The 20,485-nt window shown below is 65.6% G+C and carries 10 protein-coding genes and 1 pseudogene; 1 reads left to right on the forward strand and 10 read right to left on the reverse strand.

From position 1 onward, the window contains the following. Position 1 precedes the first annotated feature (1 nt). The 4 genes from OU994_RS30740 to OU994_RS30755 form a co-directional block, all read right to left on the reverse strand. Entirely contained in the window at positions 2-5,095 is a 5,094-nt protein-coding gene (locus OU994_RS30740) for an RHS repeat-associated core domain-containing protein (RefSeq protein ID WP_281608987.1), read from the reverse strand. Between the two features lie 14 nt (positions 5,096-5,109). Then, a complete protein-coding gene (locus OU994_RS30745; protein WP_281608988.1) occupies positions 5,110-6,573 on the reverse strand; it encodes a DUF2169 domain-containing protein in 1,464 nt (487 codons plus the stop codon). 1 nt (position 6,574) lies between these two features. Next, complete coding sequence (locus OU994_RS30750) at positions 6,575-8,734, reverse strand: type VI secretion system Vgr family protein (RefSeq protein ID WP_281608989.1); 2,160 nt, start codon at positions 8,732-8,734, stop codon at positions 6,575-6,577. Positions 8,735-9,394: 660 nt separating this feature from the next. Next, positions 9,395-10,432, reverse strand: a complete 1,038-nt coding sequence (locus tag OU994_RS30755) for a TraB/GumN family protein (protein ID WP_281608990.1) — start codon at positions 10,430-10,432, stop codon at positions 9,395-9,397. A 137-nt stretch (positions 10,433-10,569) separates the two neighbouring features. Between OU994_RS30755 and OU994_RS30760 the strand changes: the two genes are divergently transcribed. Continuing rightward, positions 10,570-11,733 (forward strand): dienelactone hydrolase family protein, encoded by a 1,164-nt coding sequence (locus tag OU994_RS30760; protein WP_281608991.1) that lies wholly within the window; start codon positions 10,570-10,572, stop codon positions 11,731-11,733. Between the two features lie 19 nt (positions 11,734-11,752). Here OU994_RS30760 and OU994_RS30765 read toward each other — a convergent pair whose 3' ends face one another. The 6 genes and pseudogenes from OU994_RS30765 to OU994_RS30790 all read right to left on the reverse strand — a co-directional run bounded on the left by OU994_RS30765 (position 11,753) and on the right by OU994_RS30790 (position 20,469). Next, positions 11,753-12,406: a flagellin gene (locus OU994_RS30765; RefSeq protein ID WP_373922518.1), complete on the reverse strand. Its 654-nt coding sequence runs from the start codon at positions 12,404-12,406 to the stop codon at positions 11,753-11,755. 64 nt (positions 12,407-12,470) lie between these two features. Continuing rightward, a pseudogene (locus OU994_RS31810) lies at positions 12,471-12,566 on the reverse strand (flagellin FliC); the annotation flags it as partial. A 431-nt stretch (positions 12,567-12,997) separates the two neighbouring features. Then, a complete protein-coding gene (locus OU994_RS30775; RefSeq protein ID WP_281608992.1) occupies positions 12,998-14,560 on the reverse strand; it encodes a tetratricopeptide repeat protein in 1,563 nt (520 codons plus the stop codon). A gap of 6 nt (positions 14,561-14,566) precedes the next feature. Further along, positions 14,567-16,780, reverse strand: a complete 2,214-nt coding sequence (locus OU994_RS30780) for a bifunctional diguanylate cyclase/phosphodiesterase (RefSeq protein WP_281608993.1) — start codon at positions 16,778-16,780, stop codon at positions 14,567-14,569. Between the two features lie 2 nt (positions 16,781-16,782). Continuing rightward, complete coding sequence (locus OU994_RS30785) at positions 16,783-18,996, reverse strand: HDOD domain-containing protein (protein WP_281608994.1); 2,214 nt, start codon at positions 18,994-18,996, stop codon at positions 16,783-16,785. A 195-nt stretch (positions 18,997-19,191) separates the two neighbouring features. Then, on the reverse strand, positions 19,192-20,469 hold the full coding sequence (locus OU994_RS30790) for a multidrug effflux MFS transporter (RefSeq protein WP_281608995.1): 1,278 nt from the start codon (positions 20,467-20,469) through the stop codon (positions 19,192-19,194). Positions 20,470-20,485: the final 16 nt, after the last annotated feature.

The raw sequence follows: 20,485 nt of genomic DNA on the forward strand, positions 1-20,485 counted from the left end.
GTTATCGGACCCTGCATCCTGCTAAGGATGCTCCTCCAGTGTGTTTTACGGCATCATGAATATCTTTCGGTATCAACTGCAATTTACCGTTTTCTTGATGGTGGTGCCACGTGAACCCTTTTGGAGCCTTATCACCCCATTCATTGTTTTTCCCGAATGTAGCTTCGTTTGCCTTTCTAAAATCGACGCTGTCACCTTTGAATTTTCGAACATACACAGTAGTTGCAGCATACCGCGAAAAATCAGGGAACCCAAGCATATTAAATGGTACTCCATGTGGATATTTTCCGCGAACATTTGCGGGGAGGTCGTTGCCTTTCATCACCTTACCCGCAAAGCACGAATTTATAGGCATACGCCCATTGGCAAGAGGACGCGCGTGATTCCCCGCAAAAGTCTCGTATGTTTGTTTAGGATTTAGACGTTTCCGCAGGCCTAATGGGTCAATCCAAATCACCGGATCCGGAGTATATAAATAGTTATTCGTTCCTCCAGACAAGCCAATAGGATCTTGCGTTGCATATCGTCCAGAATCGGGATCATAATAGCGATGAAAATTGTAATGTAATGAAGTTTCAGAGTCATGATATTGCCCCTGGAACCTCAGTGGTTGCTCCACCATATTTCGTGCTTGCTTTGATACCTGCCCCCATACACGATAATGCACAGCCCATCTGACAAAGCTACGTTCATCGAATAACTCCAGCGGCGTCCCCAAGTGGTCGCACTGGTAATACAAAGTCACATCGCGACTTGCCACGGTATCGGCATCACTGAGCCGCGATTGCCAATGCCTTAGGTGCTGTTGCTCACGATCCTTACTCTGCTGCTCCCGCCACACATAGACGTGCGAATCCGGCACTTTCTCTACGGCAGACAGTCGCCAATCACCAATGTCCCCCATATGCGTAGAAGATGGCAAATAGGTGTCAACACCACCCAACGACTCCACCCGCACCAACGGCACAAAACTCTCCGGCTCATACACATACGTCACCGTCTTGTCAGCGACGATCTCCTGCACCATCACATCGCCATCCCACACGAACAGGGTGAGCTTGCCAGTGTGCGCCTGGCCAACAGGGGGCGGCTCCTCCCCACTCCCCCACCGCTGCTCATCGACCCGCTTTGCAATCCGCCTCCCGAACGCATCGTAGCTGTACCGCGCAACCACCCGAGAGTTCGGGAAGGTACGAATAGCCGTGGTCAGCCGATTGTCAGCGTCATACGAAAACGTCAGCACGCCCTCTTCGTTGGCCGTTGCGGTAAGGCGCGGCCGCTTGACGATGGTATTGCCCTGCACATCGTATTCATACGCATACCCCATGTACTGCAACAGCAGGTTATGCGTCACCTTGGCCAAGCGCGCCGGAGGCCGAGTGCCAGGCGAAGGCTGCTCATCGAGCTCCCGCATGACCTTGCGCGTATCGATCGGAGCAGATGCAGAACCAGATGCAGCCGCCGGCCCCGGATCAAGCAAATTGCCAGCCGGATCAAACGCAAACGTCTCGGTCAATCCAGGCTGCACGGCCGACAGCAACTGCCCCAGCGGATCGTAGGTATAGCGGATGCTCCCGCGCACCTTGTCATCAATATGCACCAGGTTGCCGGCTGCATCGTATTCATAGTGCCGCTCGCGCAGGCGGTCGTGGCCACGGTCGAGCGTAAAACTGCTCAGGCGCGACTGCGGATCGTAGCTGCGGCGCTCCGTCAACCGTTCGCGGCCGCTGCCCAGCTCGCGCACGGTCTCGCGGTGCAAGTGATCCCGCTCCAGATCCACCAGCGTCCTCCCCTGCCACAGCGTGCCATGCCAGTGCCCGCTGCCGTAGCGCAGGATGTCGATGCGCCGGCCATTGGGCAGGATGGTCTGGATGCGGTTGCCCAGTTCGTCGTACGCATGCGTCATCGTGAACGCGGCAATGGGTTCGACTTCCTGTCCAGGCAATAGTGCCGGCCCGGGCGAATAGGCCGCGCGTTCGTCGATCAGTTGCCCGACCGGGTCGTACATGAAGCGGTGCTCGGCCTCGCGCGTAGAAGTGGCGATCAGGCGGCCCAGCGCATCGTAGGCGTAGCGCACGGCGCCATCGGCATTGCTCTTGGCCAGCAGGCGACCGAGGGCATCGCGTGCGAAATCCACGCGCACGCCAGCGGATTCGCTGGCCACCAAATGGCCGGCGTTGCTGTAGACGTACTTCGTGACCTTGCCGTCGAAACCGGTCTCGCTGGTCAGGCGGCCTTCGGCGTCGTAGGTGAAGAAGTACGATTCGTCGTTGCCGTTGACGAGTTCCGTCACGCGCAGTGCCTTGTCGTAGCGATACCCCAGCGTCTGTTCCTTGGCATCGATGCGCTCCACCAGCAGCCCGTGGCCGTCGTAGCGGTAGCGCATGCGCTGGCCCTTGCCGTCGATGTGCGCCAGCAGGTTGCTATCGGCGTCGTATTCAAATCCTTCCGTGGTTCCGTCCGGATGGACGACTTCGACGACGCGGCCCATCGTGTCGTAGCGGTAGCGCGTGGTGTTGCCCATCGCGTCGACCTGCTCGGCCAGGCGGCTCGCCGCGTCGTAGTGGTAGCGCGACGTGAAGCCCGAGCAGTCGGTGTATGAGGCGAGGCGGCCGGCGCTGTCGTAGGCCAGGCGTTTATTTCCGCCTTTGGCATCGGTCACCGTGTCGAGCCGGCCCTTGTCGTCGTAGGCATAGCCGGTGTGCCGGCCCAGTGCATCGGTGCGTTCGACGAGTCGGCCGGCCGTATCGTAACGGCTGTGCGTGGCGTGGCCCAGGGCATCTGTCACCGTGACCGGCAGGTTGTCGGGGCCGTAGCCGATGCGCGTGACGTGGCCCTGCGCATCGGTGACGGTGGTCAGATTGCCGGCGGCATCGTAGCCGTAGCGCGTTTCCGCGCGGTCGGCGTCGATGTCGGCCAGCAGCATGCCGTGGCGGTCCCATTCGCGACGGCCCAGCGGGCGCGCGCTGCCGTCCGGGCCGACGCGGCGCACGGAGGTGGCGAGCCAGCTGGCGTTGAAGGTGTATTCGAGCACGCCGCCGTCCGGCTCCGTCACGCGGGTGGTGTCTTCGTCCAGGTAGGCGATGGCCACTTCGTTGCGGCCGTCCGCCGTGGTGGTGCGTACGGCGCGCGCCTGGTAGCTGTTGTGCAGGCCGACCGGATTGCGCTCTGCGAGCCGCGCGTCGTCCAGCCCGATGCCGGCCCAGCGTTCGCGCAAGGCGGCAAGGCTGATCCAATGCAGGCCGTGGGCGAAACCGGAATACGTGGTGTAGCGCACCAGCAGGTGGTGTTTATACGCATAGGTGCGCGACTGGCCGGCGATGTTGAACTGCTCGACCAGGTCACAGCGCACTGGCAGTGCGTCGAACGAACCGGCGGCCGTATCGGCGGGCGGCACCACCGGCACGTCGGCCTCGTAGCGATAGCGCACGTGACACACACGGGTACCGTCGGCGAATACCTGGTCGACCTGGCCGATGCGTGGCGCGGCCGGGCGGTCCGCTTCCAGCTCGGCGGGGAGCCATGCGTCGCGCAGCGCTTCGATGACCATGCCATCGTCGGTGCGCACGCGCAGCAGCACTTCGTCTGGGCGTGCCTGCTGGAAGCGCTCGATGGTGATGCCCGTGCCATCACGCTCGGCGCGGCGGGTCAGGTAAAAGCGCCGGGTGCGCACCGGGTCACGGGGCTTCAGCATGGCGTTCACGCCATCGTAGCCATGCGGCAGCCAGCCGTCACCACCCAGCACGAACGTGTCGGTGCTGCCGTCGCGCCAGGTCAGCGTGAAGTGCGTGTCGCTGTCGCGGCGTAGCACAAAACCTTCCGCGCGGTGGTCATGCTGCTGGCCCGGCGCCAGTGCCGGCAGGCGCAGCGCGCGGCCGCTGGCTTCGTGGTAGACCGTGCCTTGCGGGCAGGTGGACAGCGAACTGGTATAGGGCGTGGCCCAGCGTGCGCCCAGCAAGCCCCAGTCCTCCGTTTCCGAGCCGGAGCGATACGTGCGGGTCCAGTCCAGCGGCGTGGGGCCGTCCAGCACGAAATCGGTCTGCGGCAGGATCTCCTCGCCGGTACCGAAGTGCACCGGGTGCGCGCTCTTGACGGCCTTGCCGCCGGGGGCGCCATCCTTCGGGCAGCAGTCGGAAGGCTTGTCGTTTTTCGGCTCTTTCTTTTGCTTGGTCTTGCCGCCGTCGTGGCCATCCTTGTCGTTGCCGCCGCCCGCCTTGGCCGGGGGTTTCGCCGGCGGCGGAGTCGATCCCGGCGTGGCTTTCTTCGGCAGCCATTTCTTGATCCAACCGCCGACGACGGGAATCTTCTTCAGGGCCAGGTTCTCGACCGCGCTCACCGCCATGCCGCTCGCCATCCCCGCCACGTCGGGCGTCTTGCCGGTCAGGATGAAGTCCGCCGCACTGTCCAGCACCGTGGCCGCGCTATCGGCCGCGTAGCCGGTGCCGCCTACCACGACGCTGGTGGCGCCACCCGCCGCGGCGGCCGTTTCCATCGCAGCGGCCACCGGCAGGCCCACGCCGGTGGCGCCCACGGCCACCCCGGCAACGCCGGTTGCCGCGCTGGCCATGGCGATGTCGCCGCTGACGTCCATCGCATCCTGCCCGAACTCGTGCATGTCGGCGGACACATTGTCCTTGTAGTACTGGGCCGCGTCCTTCGCGCCTTCCTTCAGCCAGTCGCCAAGGCGCTGCAGGCGGCTGCGCGGCGCCTGCACGCCCCGCTCGTAGATGCGGCCGATCGTGTTGCGGTTGTTCATCCACACGAAGCGCGATTCCTGCACCGTTTGCGTGCCGTTGGCGCCTTTGGTGGAGCTGTTGCCCAGGCTCTCCACCTTCTTCAGGTTGGTGCCGCTCTTGATGCCGCCGACCGTGCCCCGCTCGTCGCCTTTCACCGCCGGGATGAAGCTGCGCCCATGCAGGAAGGCTGGTTCGCCGTGCGTCTTCACGTTGGCCGACACGGCTTGCGCATCGGCGAATTCGCCGGTGATCGTGTACGGGATCGGCACGACGGTGCTGCCGACCGGGGTCTTGCAGATGTCGGGAAGCGTGCTGACGCAGTAGAAGCGCTTGGATTTCGTGACTGTTTCGTGGGCCATGGCGGTCTGGGAAATCAGGCGGGAACGGCGGGCTGGGTGTCGCCGGCGGTGGCGGCCGGCTCGTTCCAGAGCGCCAGGCGGTCCAGCTGTTCCGGCGTATGGGCATGCAGCAGGCGGGCGTCGGCGAACCGGCCATCGGCAACCAGGCAAAGCCGCCAGGTCAGTTCGACGGTGCCGGCCAGCGTGTCGATCACTACCGTATCGATGGCGAGCGGCATGGCGGCGACGGCGCCGTCCTCGCCAGCCGCCAGCGCGAACAGCGCTTGCGCCGGCAGGGTGAACGCCAGCACGCTGTTGCCGTCGCCATCGATCCGCACGGATGGCGCATCGTGCGGCAGCATGTTGACGAGCACGAAGCGCTCCTTGCCGGTGAGATGGTCGCATTGCTGGTCGGCCGGGGCGCCGTTCCAGTAGGCGAAGTCGAAGTCCGGCGGCAGGCGGGGCACATCGTCGGCATCCCACGCCGCGTTGCCGTCCACCGTGCCGGCGAGCTCCCGGCGCGGCAGCCATGCCCGGCCGACGAAGCCGAAACCGGCCGGCGTCAACCCGGCCTTGCCGCGGCAGGCCGCCCAGAACAGGTCGGCCGTGAAGGGCGCGCCGGGATAGCCGACCTGCGGCGCCGGAAGACTGGCTGGATTGGCGGCGTCCAGGTACCACGCGGGCGCGAAGCCCCGGCCCGCCGGGTTGGCCTGGCACGCGTCGTGGGCGGCCGGGGCAACCTCCATGTGCCCGTACTGCGCCTGCTGCGCGGCACTCAGGCGCCAGCGCTGCGGCACCCGTTCCGCGGCTGCGCTGTTGCCTTCCACGATGACCTGGCCGCCCTGGGCAACTTCATACCGCACCGGCACGCGCAGCGCGGGCGCGGGCTGGGTGAGCTTCCATGGGCTCGATCCGATCGCGCCCAGCGTGGCAGGCCGCAGCAGGCCAAGTGCTTTCGTGCGCCGGCGCAGCTCGCGGCTTCCCGTCACCTGCAGCACCTTGTCGATGAGCCGCCGGCCGGGAACCACTTGCCGTGCCGCCTGCTCGGCCTGGGCGCGCCAGCGCTGCTGGGCCGCCGGCGACACGGGCTGGAAAGGATTGAGCGGGCGAGGCGGTTCCGGCGCCGGCAACGGCTGGTCCGGGTATTGCACCCGCAGCGCGACCGGGAACGATGCCGCCGCACGGCCTGCCGGCGCGCAGGCATCGCCGACGACGATGACGTCACAGCGCGGCTTATAGGGTGCCAGGTCGCTTTCCGCGCGCACGCTGCAATCGACGTCGTCGTCGTAGTGGCGGTCCTGCTGGTGCAGCGGCGCCGGGGAATCGAGCGGCACCAGCGTGGCCAGTCCATCGCTGCCGCACGGGCCGAGCGTGTAGCCGGTCTTGGCGGCGATCACGTGGAATGGCACGTCATGCTGGTCCAGCGTATCGAAGTGCAGGGCATCGAAATCCGTGTCGTTCCTGAACCGCAGGGACGGAAAATCCGGGAGGGCCGCCATGTCAGCCCTGCGGGTTGATGTCGACATCGTCGCCATGCACCTCGACCTTCTTCGAGCCGCGAATGATGACTTCCTTGCCCGAGATTTCGATGCGGCCATCGTTGCGCATCACGAAGGTGCTGTCGCCGACTTCGATCCTGAATTCCTCGCCAGCCGTAAACAAGATCTTCTGGCCTACCACCACCGTCTTCGACAGGCCCACCTCTTCCGCCTGCATCAGCGCGACGGTCGTGTTCATGCCCGCCCCCACCGAGGTCTGGTAGGCGCCGCCGATCGTGAGCATCTTGGCCAGCGCCACCGTTTCAGTCTTGACCTTGCCGATCACCACGTGGCGGCTGCCGCCGATGCTGACGTTTTCGTCCGCGCCCACGTCTTCCGTGCGGTTTTCGCCGATGCTGATGGTTTCATTCTTCGCCACGTCCTCGGTCCGGTTGGCGCCGATACTGATCTTTTCGTTGCGGCCCACCTGCTCGGTGCGGTCGCGCTTGATATGGCTGTTCTCGTCGCGGTCGATGGTCTTGCGGCGGTCGTTGCCCACCCATTTGTCCTCGTCATGCTCGACCTCGGTCAGCTGGTCCTTTTCAGCATGCAGCCACAGCTGCTCCGAGCCTTTCTTGTCCTCGAAGCGGATGGCGTTGGCGTTCTCGTAGGCGCCGCCCGGCGTGGAACGCGACAGGATGCCGCTCTGTGTCTTGTTGGCGGGCAGCGGCCACGGTGGCATGGTGTCGGCGTTGGGCACCATGCCGGTCAGGAGCGGGCGGTCCGGATTCCCGTCGAGGAACTGGATGATGACTTCCGAGCCGATGCGGGGCACCGATGTCATGCCGAAGTTCGCGCCGGACCACGCGGTGGCAACGCGCACCCAGGCCGAGCTCTTGTCATCGAACTGGCCCACGCGGTCCCAGTGAAACTGGACACGCACGCGGCCATACTCGTCGGTATAGATTTCCTCGCCCGGTGGCCCCACGACGATGGCCGTCTGCAGGCCGTAGATCTTCGGTTCGGTGCTGTTGTAGCCGCGGCCGGGGCGCCATGGCACCCGGATGCGGCTGCAGCTGATCCGGTTGGCATAGTGGGATGGCGCATCGGAACCGTCTTGCAGGTTGTTGCTCGCGGTGTGATGCGCTTCCACGATGAGGAAGTCCATGTCCGCCCCGAGTTCGGCATCGAAGTGGGTGCTCAGGGTGAACTTGCGGCCGGGCTGCGCGGTGCGATCGTTGCCGAACCCCTCGAAGGATTTACCGTTCGCCTCGATCTCCTCGGAGCGGATGCGCGCCTGGGCCTCGCCGTCCGCGCGATCCTTGAAGCCGAACGCTCCGGCATAGGCATAGGATTCCATGCGCAGCACGTCGCCCTGTTCATTGATCGAGGGCAGGTCGACCGCGACCGGGCGCGGCTTCTTGAAATCAAAGCTCGACAGGGCCACGCTGGCGGGGACCAGGCGGCGTATCGAGGTCCATCCCGCCAGGCCGTCATCCTCGTTGCTGCCCGCTTCGCTCTGGAAGGGAATATCGGTCCGGGCGCCTTCGATGGGCGGAGATTGCACGGAATCGTCCGACAGCACCAGGGTGTGCCCATCGGCGCTGTGCTCATACCGGTAATGCCAGCCCAGCTGCTCCCACCGGCGGTGCAGGTAGTTGTAATCGGATTCGTCGTACTGGCAGGCGAACGTCACTTCCGGATCGTCGCCGGTGATCTGCAATTGCGCGGTGGCCACCGGGTAATCGGCAAGGATCTCCTGCGTCTGCTCGGCAACCGTCATGTTGTGGAACAGGTAGTTGTCGCGCCGCAGCCGCAGGTAGGCCATCCATGGCATCAGCACCATGTGGTAGAACACCAGTCCGCCATCGCTGCCATCGCGGCGGAATTCGAACACGTAGCCGTTGAAGTAGCGGAGACTGCCGTCTTCGCGCACCAGCTCGACCGTTGCCATCTTGCCCTGCACATCCTTCAGGGCGATATTGGCATCGTTCGAAATCACTTCCACCACGAAGCGGAAATCGCGCGACAGGCCTTCCGTGGCGTCGAGCCGGTTGGCCAGCATCAGGGCATCCGGCCCGTCGGCGTTGGGGAAATCCAGGCGCAACAGGCGGTTGTGCTGGCGCAGCCTGCTCAACAGCTGGAATCCGGCGCCAAGTGCTCCGTTAACGTTCGTATCCATCGTGTCATGAATGTCCGGTTTGCCGCGCAGCGTGGACCGATTCGAGAAAGCACGCTGGCGCGTATGTTCAAAGGTGCAGGGCGTTCAAAAGTACAGTGTGTTTGGAAATACAGTGCGTTCGGAAAATGCAGCCGGGTGGTGCTCGAAGGCGTTCCGGGTAAAACTGCCTGGGGTGGCTGGATACATCGGCCGCTCTGGAACCGGGTGTAACGAATTCATCCGCGTTATTATCCAGATAATACGGAGAAAAGTCGATTTATAATCGCGCGCCCTGCCAGGTGCAAGCGACTTCGCGGCTGGCGATTTGAAAGCCGATTCATGGATGCTAGTAATAGCCATGGCATGGCGTGCGATCCGCGCCGGCGGTTATGCTCGATTATCTCCAGCGCATGGCGGCACGTTACCACCTTGCTGCGGACACTTGAGATTAATCAAGGATGTACCGCATTCTCATTGGCGGCATATTATTTAACCGCGGGGAAATTATCTGTTCTGCTCAGCATTACTAATCGGGCACTGATTTAGCGACTATCCCCAGGTTTATTCGCGTGCGGGAATACCGGCATACCAAGCAGGCCCGCGGAGCCCGCCGGTAATCATGAAATAGCATGGGTTGACATGAGCCGCGCACCGGCGTGCGGCCGGTGCGTGTCAGCATGCTTATTCCGGCTGTTCCAGCACATACCCCTTGGCCTGCAGCTCGGCCAGGTAACTGTGCTTGCCCAGGATGAACCGGAGCGGCAGCACGGCGAACGTGCTCTTGTTAGTGCCCAGCGCCTTTTCCGCGGCGCCGATCCAGGTGGCGCGCATCTTGCCGTCGATGTCGCCGAGGCCCCGCTCCTGCATCACCTTGCTGTTCTGCACCGCGTTCAGGCATGCCGCTTCCTGCTCCGAGAAATCGAGGCCGCGGATCGCATCGATATCGCCTTTCGACCAGGCGTTGGCGCGGGCGCGGAGCGCATCGAGGTCGGTTTCAAAGCGGTCGACCGTTTTCGTGAAGCAGGCCACGTCTTCCAGCGGGGTCTTCTTGAATTCGCGGATCGCCTTGACCGGGCTGTCCAGCTCCATCTTCACCGTGGCCCACGTGACTTTCACCTTGTTCTGCTCGGCGATCTGGACCACCTTCTTCGTCAGGTCCATCTGCTTCGACAGCCCGGCGGCGGACATGGCCTTCTCCGACAGCTCGCCGGCGGCGAACAGCGGGCGCTTGCGCTCGAAATCGTCGTCGTCCTTCAGGTATTTCTTGCGCAAGGCAAGCCAGCGCTGGTGCGTTTCCGGGGGCACCAGGTCGCCCAGCACCTTGCCGTCCGGGTTATCTTCCATGCCGATCATGAATGGCAGGACGGTCAGGCTGCGGAACCAGCCCATGCCCAGGTTGGCGCTCGGCGCGGTAATCAGTTCCTGCGATTGGGCGATGATCTTTTCCACCTGCTGCGAACGCCATTCCATGTTCTTCGGCAGCGGGCCGTAGATGCCGAACACCCACATCACGTGATCGTCCTTCGACACCTTCCACAGGCCCGGGCCGGGTTTCTGGCCGACGACGAGGATCTGTTCCGGCGGCGCCCCGGGTGCGGCGGCAGTGCCGGCGACAGGCTCGGTGGCGGGCTGCGGCGGCTCGGTCTGCGCCCAGGCGGATGCGGTCAGCAGGGAAAGGCACAGTACGGGAACGACAGCGGAAACGGCACGACGGGACATGAAGGACTCCTTGGACTTGTTATAGGCACCCGGGCGCTTTCATCGCGATGCGAAAGCTGGCCCATCGTATTGCAATTTCACAAAGGAATCCAGCGTGGCAAAATGCCTGCACCTACAAGGAGACCGAAGGAGACCGAATGACGAATCGCCGCACCGCCCTGCTGTCCGCCCCCCTGTCCTTCCTGCTGGCCGCCGCCGCCGCCGCCCAGAGCTACGAATCCCCCGGCATCGAACACAACATGCCCGTCTTCGCTCCCGCGCTGAAGGCGAAGATGACGTATCCGATGGCATGGTCGCCGGCCGTGAAGGACCTGAAAGCGTGGCGCGAGAAGGGCCGTGCCAAAGTGTGGGAAGCCACGCTGCAGCAGCCCGACCGCACGCCGTTCAAGGCCGAAGTCATCGCCGAGGAAGATCGCGGCAGCTACGTGGCGCGGCAGGTGGTGTTCAACCTGACCGGCATGAGCCGCGTGCGCGCGCTGCTGCTGGTGCCGAAGTCCGCCGGCAGGCATCCGGCGACGCTGATGCTGCACGATCACGGCGGCAAGTTCGACATCGGCAAGGAAAAGATGATCGAGCCTTTCGGTACGGTGAACGCGGCCGATGGGGCGAAACATGCTTCCGCCAAGGCCTGGGCCGACAAGCACTTTTCCGGCCGCTGGCCGGGCGATGCGCTGGCCGCCCGCGGCTACGTGGTGCTGTGCACGGATGCCGTGGGCTGGGGCGACCGCGGCCCGCTGACAGGCGAACAGCAGCAGGCGCTGGCCTCGAACTTCTTCAACCTGGGCAGCTCGATGTCCGGCAACATGGCGCTGGAAGATGTCCGTGCGGCCGAGTTCCTGGCGTCGCTGCCGGAAGTGGACACGAAGCGCGTGGCCGCATTGGGCTTCTCGATGGGCGCCTTCCGTGTATGGCAGGTGGGCGCGCTGTCGGACGCGGTCACCGCCGTCATCGCCTCGAACTGGATGGCCACCACGGAAGGCCTGATGGTCCCCGGCAGCAACCAGCTGCGCGGCTCGTCCGCCTTCCAGATGATGCATCCGGGCCTGCTGCGCTACCTCGATCATCCGGACGTGGCCAGCCTTGCCGCGCCGAAGCCCACGCTGTTCTTCGCCGGCGAAACGGACAAGCTGTTCCCCGTGGCCGCGGTGCGCGCGGCGTATGCGAAGATGGGCAAGGTGTGGCAGGCCCATGGCGCGGCGGACAAGTTCGAGGCGATCGTGCGGCCGGGCGGCCATGAATTCCCGAAGGAAGCGCAGGACCACGCGTACGACTGGCTGGACCGGCAGTTCGGCAAACGGTGAAGCGGCCGGGCGCGCCGGATCACTGGCGCAGCAGTTCGAGGATCATCCTCGGCGCCGAGTTGGCCTGGGCCAGCATGGCGAAGCCGGCCTGCTGCAGGATCTGGGCGCGCGTGAGCTTCGAGGCTTCGGCGGCATAGTCGGTATCCATGATGCGCGAGCGCGCCGCGGCCAGGTTTTCCGAGGCCATCATGGCATTGCCGTAGGCGTACGTGAACCGGTTCTGCATCGCGCCCAGCCTGGCGCGCTGCTGGTTGAGGAACTCCAGCTTGCCGTCGATGTACTGCAGCGCCGCGGTGGCGTCGGCATGGCTGCCCATGTCGATGTCGGCATCTTCGCTGGTGAGCATGGCGCCGATCGAGAAATCGATGGTGTCGCCGGCGCGGTCGCTGGCCTGCACCGCGCCGGCGAACGAGCCATCGAGCAGCGCGATGCCGTTGAAGCGTGTCTCGGCCACGATGCGCCGGTTTTCCAGCACCAGCTGGCTGGCTTCGATCTGGATCGCCTGGCGGTCGCTGGCGTTGTTGGTGTCGTTGGCCGCCTGCACGGCCAGTTCGCGGATGCGCTGGTAATTGTTGCCCAGCTCGCCGATCGCCCCCTCGGCCGTCTGCGCCACCGAGATCCCGTCGTTCAGGTTGCGGCCAGCCTGGGAAAGGCCGCGCAGCTGCGCCGACATGCGCTGCGCGGATCGCCAGACCCGCCGGATCATCCTTCGCCGAATTGATGCGCAAGCCACTGGACAGGCGCTGCAGCGACGTCGCGATGTCGGCCGACGAGCGCGCCAGCGCCCGCTGGACGAACAGCGAATCCATATTGGTGTTCAAGATCATTGCCATGCCGGCACCATTGACTTATGAGGAATAAAAGTTTCCTCTACTCATCAATTACGGCAGGCAAATCAAGAACTTCATCACTAACTGTCACACGGCATCAAATTTAATTGCCGAGCCTGTGTCGTGGGTCGGATTGTAGAAGTTGCAAATGTCAGGGGGGCATTGCAGGGGTTTCAAAGAGCACCGCTCTTTGCCTGCAATGCGGTGATGCCTTGCAAGGCATCACTCCTCCCAGGCACGCTGACACGGGCTCGACCGCAGTGGTGGATGTTGTGCCGAGGCGAAGACTGGCTTCGCACAGGGGGCCGCATGGCGACGTGCAATGGGATCAAGGCACGCTGGCGCAAGGTCCACTGAGTGCTACTGCCGAGCCCGTGTCATGGGGTCAGGCACGCTGACACGAGCTCGACTGGGGTGCTATTGCAGAGGCTGTGTCAGGGTGTCAGGCACGATGACACGGGCTCGACTGCGGTGGAGGTGGAGGAGGCAGTGCCGAGGCGCAGGCTGGCTTCGCGCAGGTAGCGCGTGGCGCCGGGTTCGCCGTTGCGTTCGGCGAGCTGGAACCATTGCAGGGCCTGGGCCATGTCGGCCGGGGTGCCCTGGCCGGCGAAGTACATCAGGCCCACGTTCAGCTGGGCGCGGGCGTGGCCCTGCAGTGCGGCCTGGCGGTACCAGTCGAAGGCGAGGGCGAAGTCGCGCGGTACGCCCAGGCCATTGTCGTAGCGGAGCGCGAGCGTGAATTGCGCCAGCGTGTGGCCCTGGCCGGCCGCCTTGGCGTACCAGGCGTTCGCGCGCATCACATCCGGCGCGGGGCTGTCGTCGCGGTCGTGCAGCACGCCGAGGTTGTACTGGGCGGCGGCGTAGTCCTGTTCGGCCGCGCGGCCGTACCAGTGCATCGCTTCGGCCAGGTCGCGCGGCACGCCCTGCCCCGTTTCGTAGCGCAGGCCCAGGTCGAACTGGGCGCGCACGTGGCCCTGGCCGGCCGCCTTGCGGTACCAGTCGATCGCCGCGCCGGCATCGCGCGGCACGCCGTTGCCCTCGCCGGCTCCCGTCTCATGCAGCTGGCCCAGGTGGTACTGCGCGGCCGGGAAGCCCTGCTCGGCCGCCTTGCCGTACCAGTGCGCCGCTTCGGCCGGGTCGCGCGGTACGCCCTGCCCCAGCTCGTAGCGCTGGCCCAGGTTGTCCTGCGCGGCGGCGTGGCCCAGGGCGGCGGCGCGCCGGTACCATTCAAGCGCCTGCCGCCCGTCGCGCGGCACGCCCAGGCCGTTGTCGTGGATCAGGGCCAGGTTGAACTGCGAGCTCGCATGGCCCTGTTCCGCCGCCGCTCGGTACCAGCGCACGGCTTCGGCGCTGTCCTGCGCGACGCCGTCGCCCTTCTCGTGGCGCAGTGCCAGGTTGAACTGCGCCGCCGCGTGGCCCTGCTCGGCCGCCTTGCGGTACCAGCCGATGGCCGCTTCCACGTCGCGCGCGACGCCCTGGCCGTTTTCGTAGCGCTGCCCCAGGTTGAACTGGGCGCGCGCATAGCCCTGCCCGGCGGCCTTGCGGTACCAGGCGATCGCCTGCACATAATCCTGCGGCACGCCCTTGCCCGTGTCGTACATCATGCCGAGGTTGTTCTGGGCGCCGGCATCGCCCTGCTCGGCGGCCTTGCCGAACCAGTGGCGCGCTGCGTCGGTATCCTGGTCGATGCCGTGGCCCTTGGCGTACAGCCAGCCCAGGTTGTACTGCGCGGCGGGATATCCCTGTTCGGCGGCCAGACGGTACCAGCGTGCCGCTTCGGCCAGGTCGATGTCGACACCCTGGCCCTTCTGGTACATCACGCCCAGGTTGTATTGCGCCTGCTCGAGCCCCCCGTTGGCGGCCTGGCGATACCACGCCAGCGCCATCTCGTAGCTTTGCGGTACGCCATCGCCATTGAAGTAGCGGAAGCCCAGCGCGTGCTGGGCATGCGCGACGCCGTCTTCCGCCAGCGCCCGGATATGCGCGAGATCCCCCATGCGCGGTCAGTCCTGCAACGCGAGCGGCAGCGGTTCGTGTTCCGGCAAGCCTTGCCGTTGTTTCAGCACGCCGATGAAGCCCGCCAGCGATACCGGCCGGTAGTACAGGTAGCCCTGCATCGTGGTGCAGCCGTTGGCCTGCAGGTAGCGCGCCTGCGCCGCCGTTTCCACGCCTTCGGCCACCAGGTGCAGCCCGAGCCCGCGGGCGATCGAGATGATAGCCAGGATCACCGGATAATGGCCATCCTCGTCGTGGATCTCCTTGACGAAGCTCTGGTCGACCTTGATCGTGTGGATCGGGAAGCGGTGCAGGTAAGCCAGCGACGAGTAGCCGGTGCCGAAATCGTCGATCGCCACCGACACGCCCAGCTGGCACAATTTGTTGAGCTGCTCGATCGCATATTGCGGATTGCGGATGCAGATGTTCTCGGTGATCTCCACCTCGATCTGGGCCGGCGATATGCCGTTGCGCGCCAGCGTGCCGCGCATCTTCTCGAAGAAGTCGCCCCGGTCCAGGTATTGCGGCGACAGGTTCAGCGACAGGCGCAGGCTGTCGCCGCCGGCCGCGTTCCAGGCCAGCAGGTCGCGGCACAGGGCGCCCAGCATCCAGTCCGACAGCGGCAGCATCAGGCCGTTTTCCTCGGCGAACGGCAGGAACTCGCCGGCCGACAGCAGGCCGCGCTCCGGGTGGTTCCACCGCATCAGGCCTTCGGCGCCGACGATGCGGCCGGTGGTCAGGTCCACCTGCGGCTGGTAGTACATCTCCAGCTCGCCGTTCTCCAGCGCGCGGCGCAGCGCCTGCTCCAGCGCGATCTTCTGGTGCGACATGTCCAGCATCGACCGGTGGTAGAAGCTGTGGCCGTTCTTGCCCAGCGCCTTGACCTGGTACATGGCGATGTCGGCATGGCGCAGCAGCTCGTCGATCGTCTCGCCATCGGCCGGGTAGACCGCGATGCCGATCGATGCCGAGATGTGCACCACGTGGCCATCGAGGTCGAACGGCTGCTGCAGCGCATCGATGAACTTCTCGGCCACGCCCTTGGCGTCGTCGCGGTCGCGCAGCTCGGGCAGCACGATGGTGAATTCGTCGCCACCCTGGCGCGCCAGCGTGTCGCCGCGGCGCAGGCAGCCCTTCAGGCGACTCGCGGCCTGCTGCAGCAGCTCGTCGCCCTTCACGTGGCCCAGCGTATCGTTGACCAGCTTGAAGCGGTCCAGGTCGATGAACATCACGGCCAGTTCCGTCATCTTGCGCTTGGCCTGGATCACGGCCAGGCCCAGGCGGTCCTTGAACAGCATGCGGTTCGGCAGGTCCGTCAGGATATCGTGGTAGGCCTGGTAGGAGATCATCTCCTCGGCGCGCTTGCGGTCCGTGATGTCGCGCGCCACGCCGTAGGTGCCGAAGAATTCGCGGCGCCGCTCGCCACGGGGCGTATTCTCGGGCACATGCATGCCGATCGCATTCAGCGAGATCGTCATCAGCGTGTTGTTGAAGGTGCGCTCGCCGTTGGCCGCGCCGTGCGCGGTATTGCACTTGAGCCGCAGCTCCACGTTGCGCGACGCGCGCTCGTCCACGCGGCGCTCATTGAACACGTAGCGCGCGCGGTCCAGGTCTTCGTCGTGCACCACGAACGAATAATGGCGGCCGATCAGTTCCTCGCGCGTGAAGCCCAGCAGCTGGTAGGCGCGGTCGTTGACGAACGTGAAGCGGCCTTCGTGGTCGAGCGTGTAGATGATGTCCGGCGAGCTGTCCACCAGGTAGCGGTACATCTTCTCGGACGTTTCCAGGCGCTGCGCGATGCGCTGGTTGTCGCCGGCCAGGCGGCGCTTCTGCAGCGCATTCTCCACCGTCTTCAGCAATTCCTCGCGGCTGTACGGCTTGCGCAGGTAATCGTAGGCGCCCCGCTTGAGCGCGCCGATCGCGGCGTCGATGCCGACCTCGCCGCTCATCACGATCACGTCGCAGTCGTAGTCGCGCGCGTTGATCACGTCCATGATCTCGTGCCCGCCGATGTCGGGCAGGCGCAGGTCGAGCAGCACCAGGTCGAAGCGCATGGCATCGAGGTGCACCAGCGCCTCGCTGCCGCTGGCGGCGGTGACCAGCTGGAAGTCGCGGTCGCGCAGCAGCTCGTACAACGAGGACAGCAGGCGCGGCTCGTCGTCGACGAGCAGCAGGCGGGGCAGGCAGGTGGCGGCGCCACCCCGGCCCGGGTCGTCGTTCACGTTCATTCTTGCCTTGCGTCCGTAGTGGCGTCCGTTGTGCCGGCGGTCGGTGCCGCCAGTCGGGGTTTACTGCCGCGCGCCGGCAGCAGGATTTCAAAGCTGGTGCCGGCCGCGCCGCTGCGGCAGGCGATCAGCCCGTTCAGTTTCTGCACCAGGCCATGCACGATCGACAGGCCCAGGCCGTGATGGCGGCCTTCCTTGGCGCTCTTCACTTCCGAGAACAGGTTGGCCAGCATCTCCGGCGCCAGGCCCGGCCCGGTGTCGGCCACCACCAGCTCCACGTACAGCCGGCGCTCGCGCACCACGTGCCCGCGGTTGGCGATCTCGATCCGTCCGCCGTCCGGCATGGCCTCGACGGCGTTCTTCACGAGGTTGACGAGGATCTGCTTGAGCAGGTTGGCATCGCCATCGATCTCGTTCGGGTCTTGCTGCATGCGCACCATCACCTGCACGGCGGCGGGGATGAAGCCGGTGGCGCGGAAAACGCGCAGCACGTCGTCCACCACGCGCGCAATATCGACTGGCACAGCGGGAGCGGAGACAGACGCGGGACCGGGAGCGGCCACCACCCCGTCCGCGGCGGGCGGCGCCACCTCGGTGAGGCCATTGATCAATTGGCCCACGCGGTCGATCTCCTCGTTGAGCACCGACATTTCCGCCACCACCGGTTCGCGGCGGGCCAGCTTGTCGTCGAGCACGGACAGGTAGTTCTTGATGATCGACAGCGGGTTGTTCACCTCGTGCACCACGCGGCGCGACGCTTCGCGGTATTCCTGCGCCACGTGCGCGATGCGGCGCTGCGCCTCGCCCTGCTCCGCGCCGGCCGCCTCCAGCGCCGCCGCGGCCTGGCCGCCGAACGCCAGCAGGAAGCGCTCGCGCTTCTGCAGCACGGGCAGCTGCCAGCTGGCCACCCCGCCGAGCAGCACGCCGGTGCAATGCTGGCCGGCGACGAGCGGCACGCATACCATCGCCTCGGTGCCGAGGATGCGCAACAACTGTTCTTCGGCGATGCCGAGCGGCTGCGCGCCGGGTGCCAGCAGCGCGACCTGGCGTGCCGCGGCGGCTCCGGCGATCGCGCCGCCGCGGCCCAGCGGAATCGAGAAGCCGGCCAGGCGCCCCTGCTGCTCGCCGGCGGGCACGCCCACCAGCGACTGCCCGGCGGGGTCCTGCATCAGCACGATGGTGGTGCCCAGGTCGAACAGGATGCGTGCCGAGCGCGTGACCGCTCCCAGCAAGGCCGTTTCATCCGGCTGGCGCGCGAACGCCTGGCCCATTTCGGAGACCAGCATCATGTTGCGCATCTCTTCCTGCAAGCGTGCCTGGACCGGGTCCGCCAGCGCCACCGGCAGCACGGCGGGCGGCGCCGGCACGTCGTCGGCACCCGCCAGGTCGATGCCGAGGCAGTCGGCCGCCTTCTGCACCTGGCGCGCGGCCCCCTGCACGATCGCGTCGAGCTCGCGCGCGTCGATGCCGCAATAGCCGGCCATGGTGGCGATCGCGCCGCCGGCTTCCGGGTGGTGCACCAGCAGGTGGGCCAGCCGCACGATGCGGATCAGCGCATGCGCCGGCTCCAGCCGCTCGATCGGCTCGTGGTGATACAGCACGCTGTCGGCCAGGAAGGAATCCAGGTTCCAGCGCTCGATCAGCCAGGCGCCCGCCTCGGCATGCGTGATCTGCAGCGTGCGCTGTTCGACGGCGCACAGGTCGGCATCGTCGCGCGCCATGAAGTTCACGCCGTATTCGCGCGGCGCGGCGGCCAGCAGCGCCAGCCGGCCCACGTTGTGCAGCAGGCCCGCCAGGTAGGCTTCTTCCAGTTGCGGATAGCCGGTGGCCCGGGCGATGTCCCGCGCCACCACCGCGGCGCCCAGCGCATGCTTCCAGAAGCCGCGCAGGTCGGCGCTGCCGGAATGGGGAAAGCTGTTGAAGGTCTGGAATACGGATTCGCTGATCACGAGCGTCTTGATCATGTCCGTGCCGAGCGAAACGAGGGATTGCTCCAGGCCGGGGGCGCGGCTGCCGCGATGATAGGCGGAGCTGTTCGCGACGGCCAGGACCTTGCCCGTCATCCCGGCATCCTTGGCGATCAGCGCGGCCAGCTCCGGCATGCCGGCGTGATCCGACTGCAGCATCTCGATCAGCTTGATCAAGATCTGCGGCATGGCCGGCAACCGCGCGAGCAGCAGGCGATTGCGAATGTCGTGGTCTGGTGGGTGCATCGTGGTACTGCCGCAGTGAACGTCTTCCCGGAAAGGCGGTCCTGCCCGGAAACGGCACGCCACCTGTAGCTTTACGATGTCGACAATTGTGTTGACAAATATTTACTATATGCAATAACAGTTTATCGTAGCATAGTTTGCTACTGACTTGCATGAAAACAACTTCTAAACGACCGTGCGCTTCCCTTGATGTTGCTACGCGGCATCAACGACCAGCGAGCGCCGGACCACGCGTGCCACCAGCCACAAACCCAGTGCCGAGGACGTGAACGCCAGCTGCCCGATGGCCAGCCACAGCACCGAGCCGGCCAGTGCTGGCGCTACCACGCCTGCCACGATGGCACCGGCCAGCGTGGTTTCAAAGGACTGGCAGGACGCCACGGTGCCGCGGATATGGGGGAACAGGTCCAGCGCCATCAGCGTGGCGGCCGGCCCCACCACCGACATGCCGAAGGTGTAGAAGAACAGCGGCAGCACGCTCCACGGCACCGATGGCGGCATGAACACGTGGTACAGCACGTTGACGCTGGCGGCCGTGATGAGGAAGGCGAAACCGATGGCGATCTGGCGCTCGAAGGTGATCTTGCCGGCCAGCCGGTTGGCGAACAGCGCGCCGGTGAAGATGCCGGACACGGAAGGAATGAACAGCCAGCCGAACTGGTCCGGCCCCAGGTGCAGCTGCTTCGGCAGGAATTCCGGGGCCGCCGTGATGAACACGAACAGCCCGGCGAAGTTCAGCGCCACGATCAGCGACTTCAGGTGGAACAGCGGCGAGCCGAGGATCTGCCGGTAGCTGCCCCACAGGAAGCGCGGATTGAACGGCTGGCGCTTGTGCAGCGGCAGCGTTTCCGGCAACCGCCGCCAGCAGACGATGAACAGCCCGACCGAGAACACGGTGAGCACGAGGAAGATCGCGCGCCAGTCGAACCACTTGACGATGTAGCCGCCCATGATGGGCGCCAGCGCGGGGGCGATGGCGAAGATCATCGTGACCAGCGACAGCAGCCGGGCCGCCTCGGCATCGTGGTACAGGTCGCGGATGATGGCGCGGCCCACGACGACGCCGGCGCCGGCCGAGATCCCCTGCAGGATGCGGAAGAACCACAGGTACTGGACGCTATGGACGGCGGCGCAGCCGACCGTGCCGATCGCGAACAGGATCAGCGACACGAGGATAACGTTGCGGCGGCCGAACGCATCGGACAGCGCGCCATGCCACAGCACCATGCCGGCGAACGCCAGCATGTAGGCCGTCAGGCTTTGCTGCACTTCGATCGGCGTGGCGCCCAGCGACTGGCCGATCTCGGGGAACGCGGGCAGGTAGGCGTCGATGCAGAACGGGCCCAGCATCGACAGCGCCGCCAGCACGATCGCCAGCCCGGCATGGCTCAGCGGGCGGGTGTGCGGCTTCTTGCGTGGCGGGACGGGCGGGACCGGGTCGGGTGGGAGATCGGCGGGGGTGTCTGGGAGCATGGGTCAGGGCACTTTT

Source organism: Pseudoduganella sp. SL102, assembly GCF_027856995.1.
Classification (GTDB): domain Bacteria; phylum Pseudomonadota; class Gammaproteobacteria; order Burkholderiales; family Burkholderiaceae_D; genus Rugamonas; species Rugamonas albidiflava.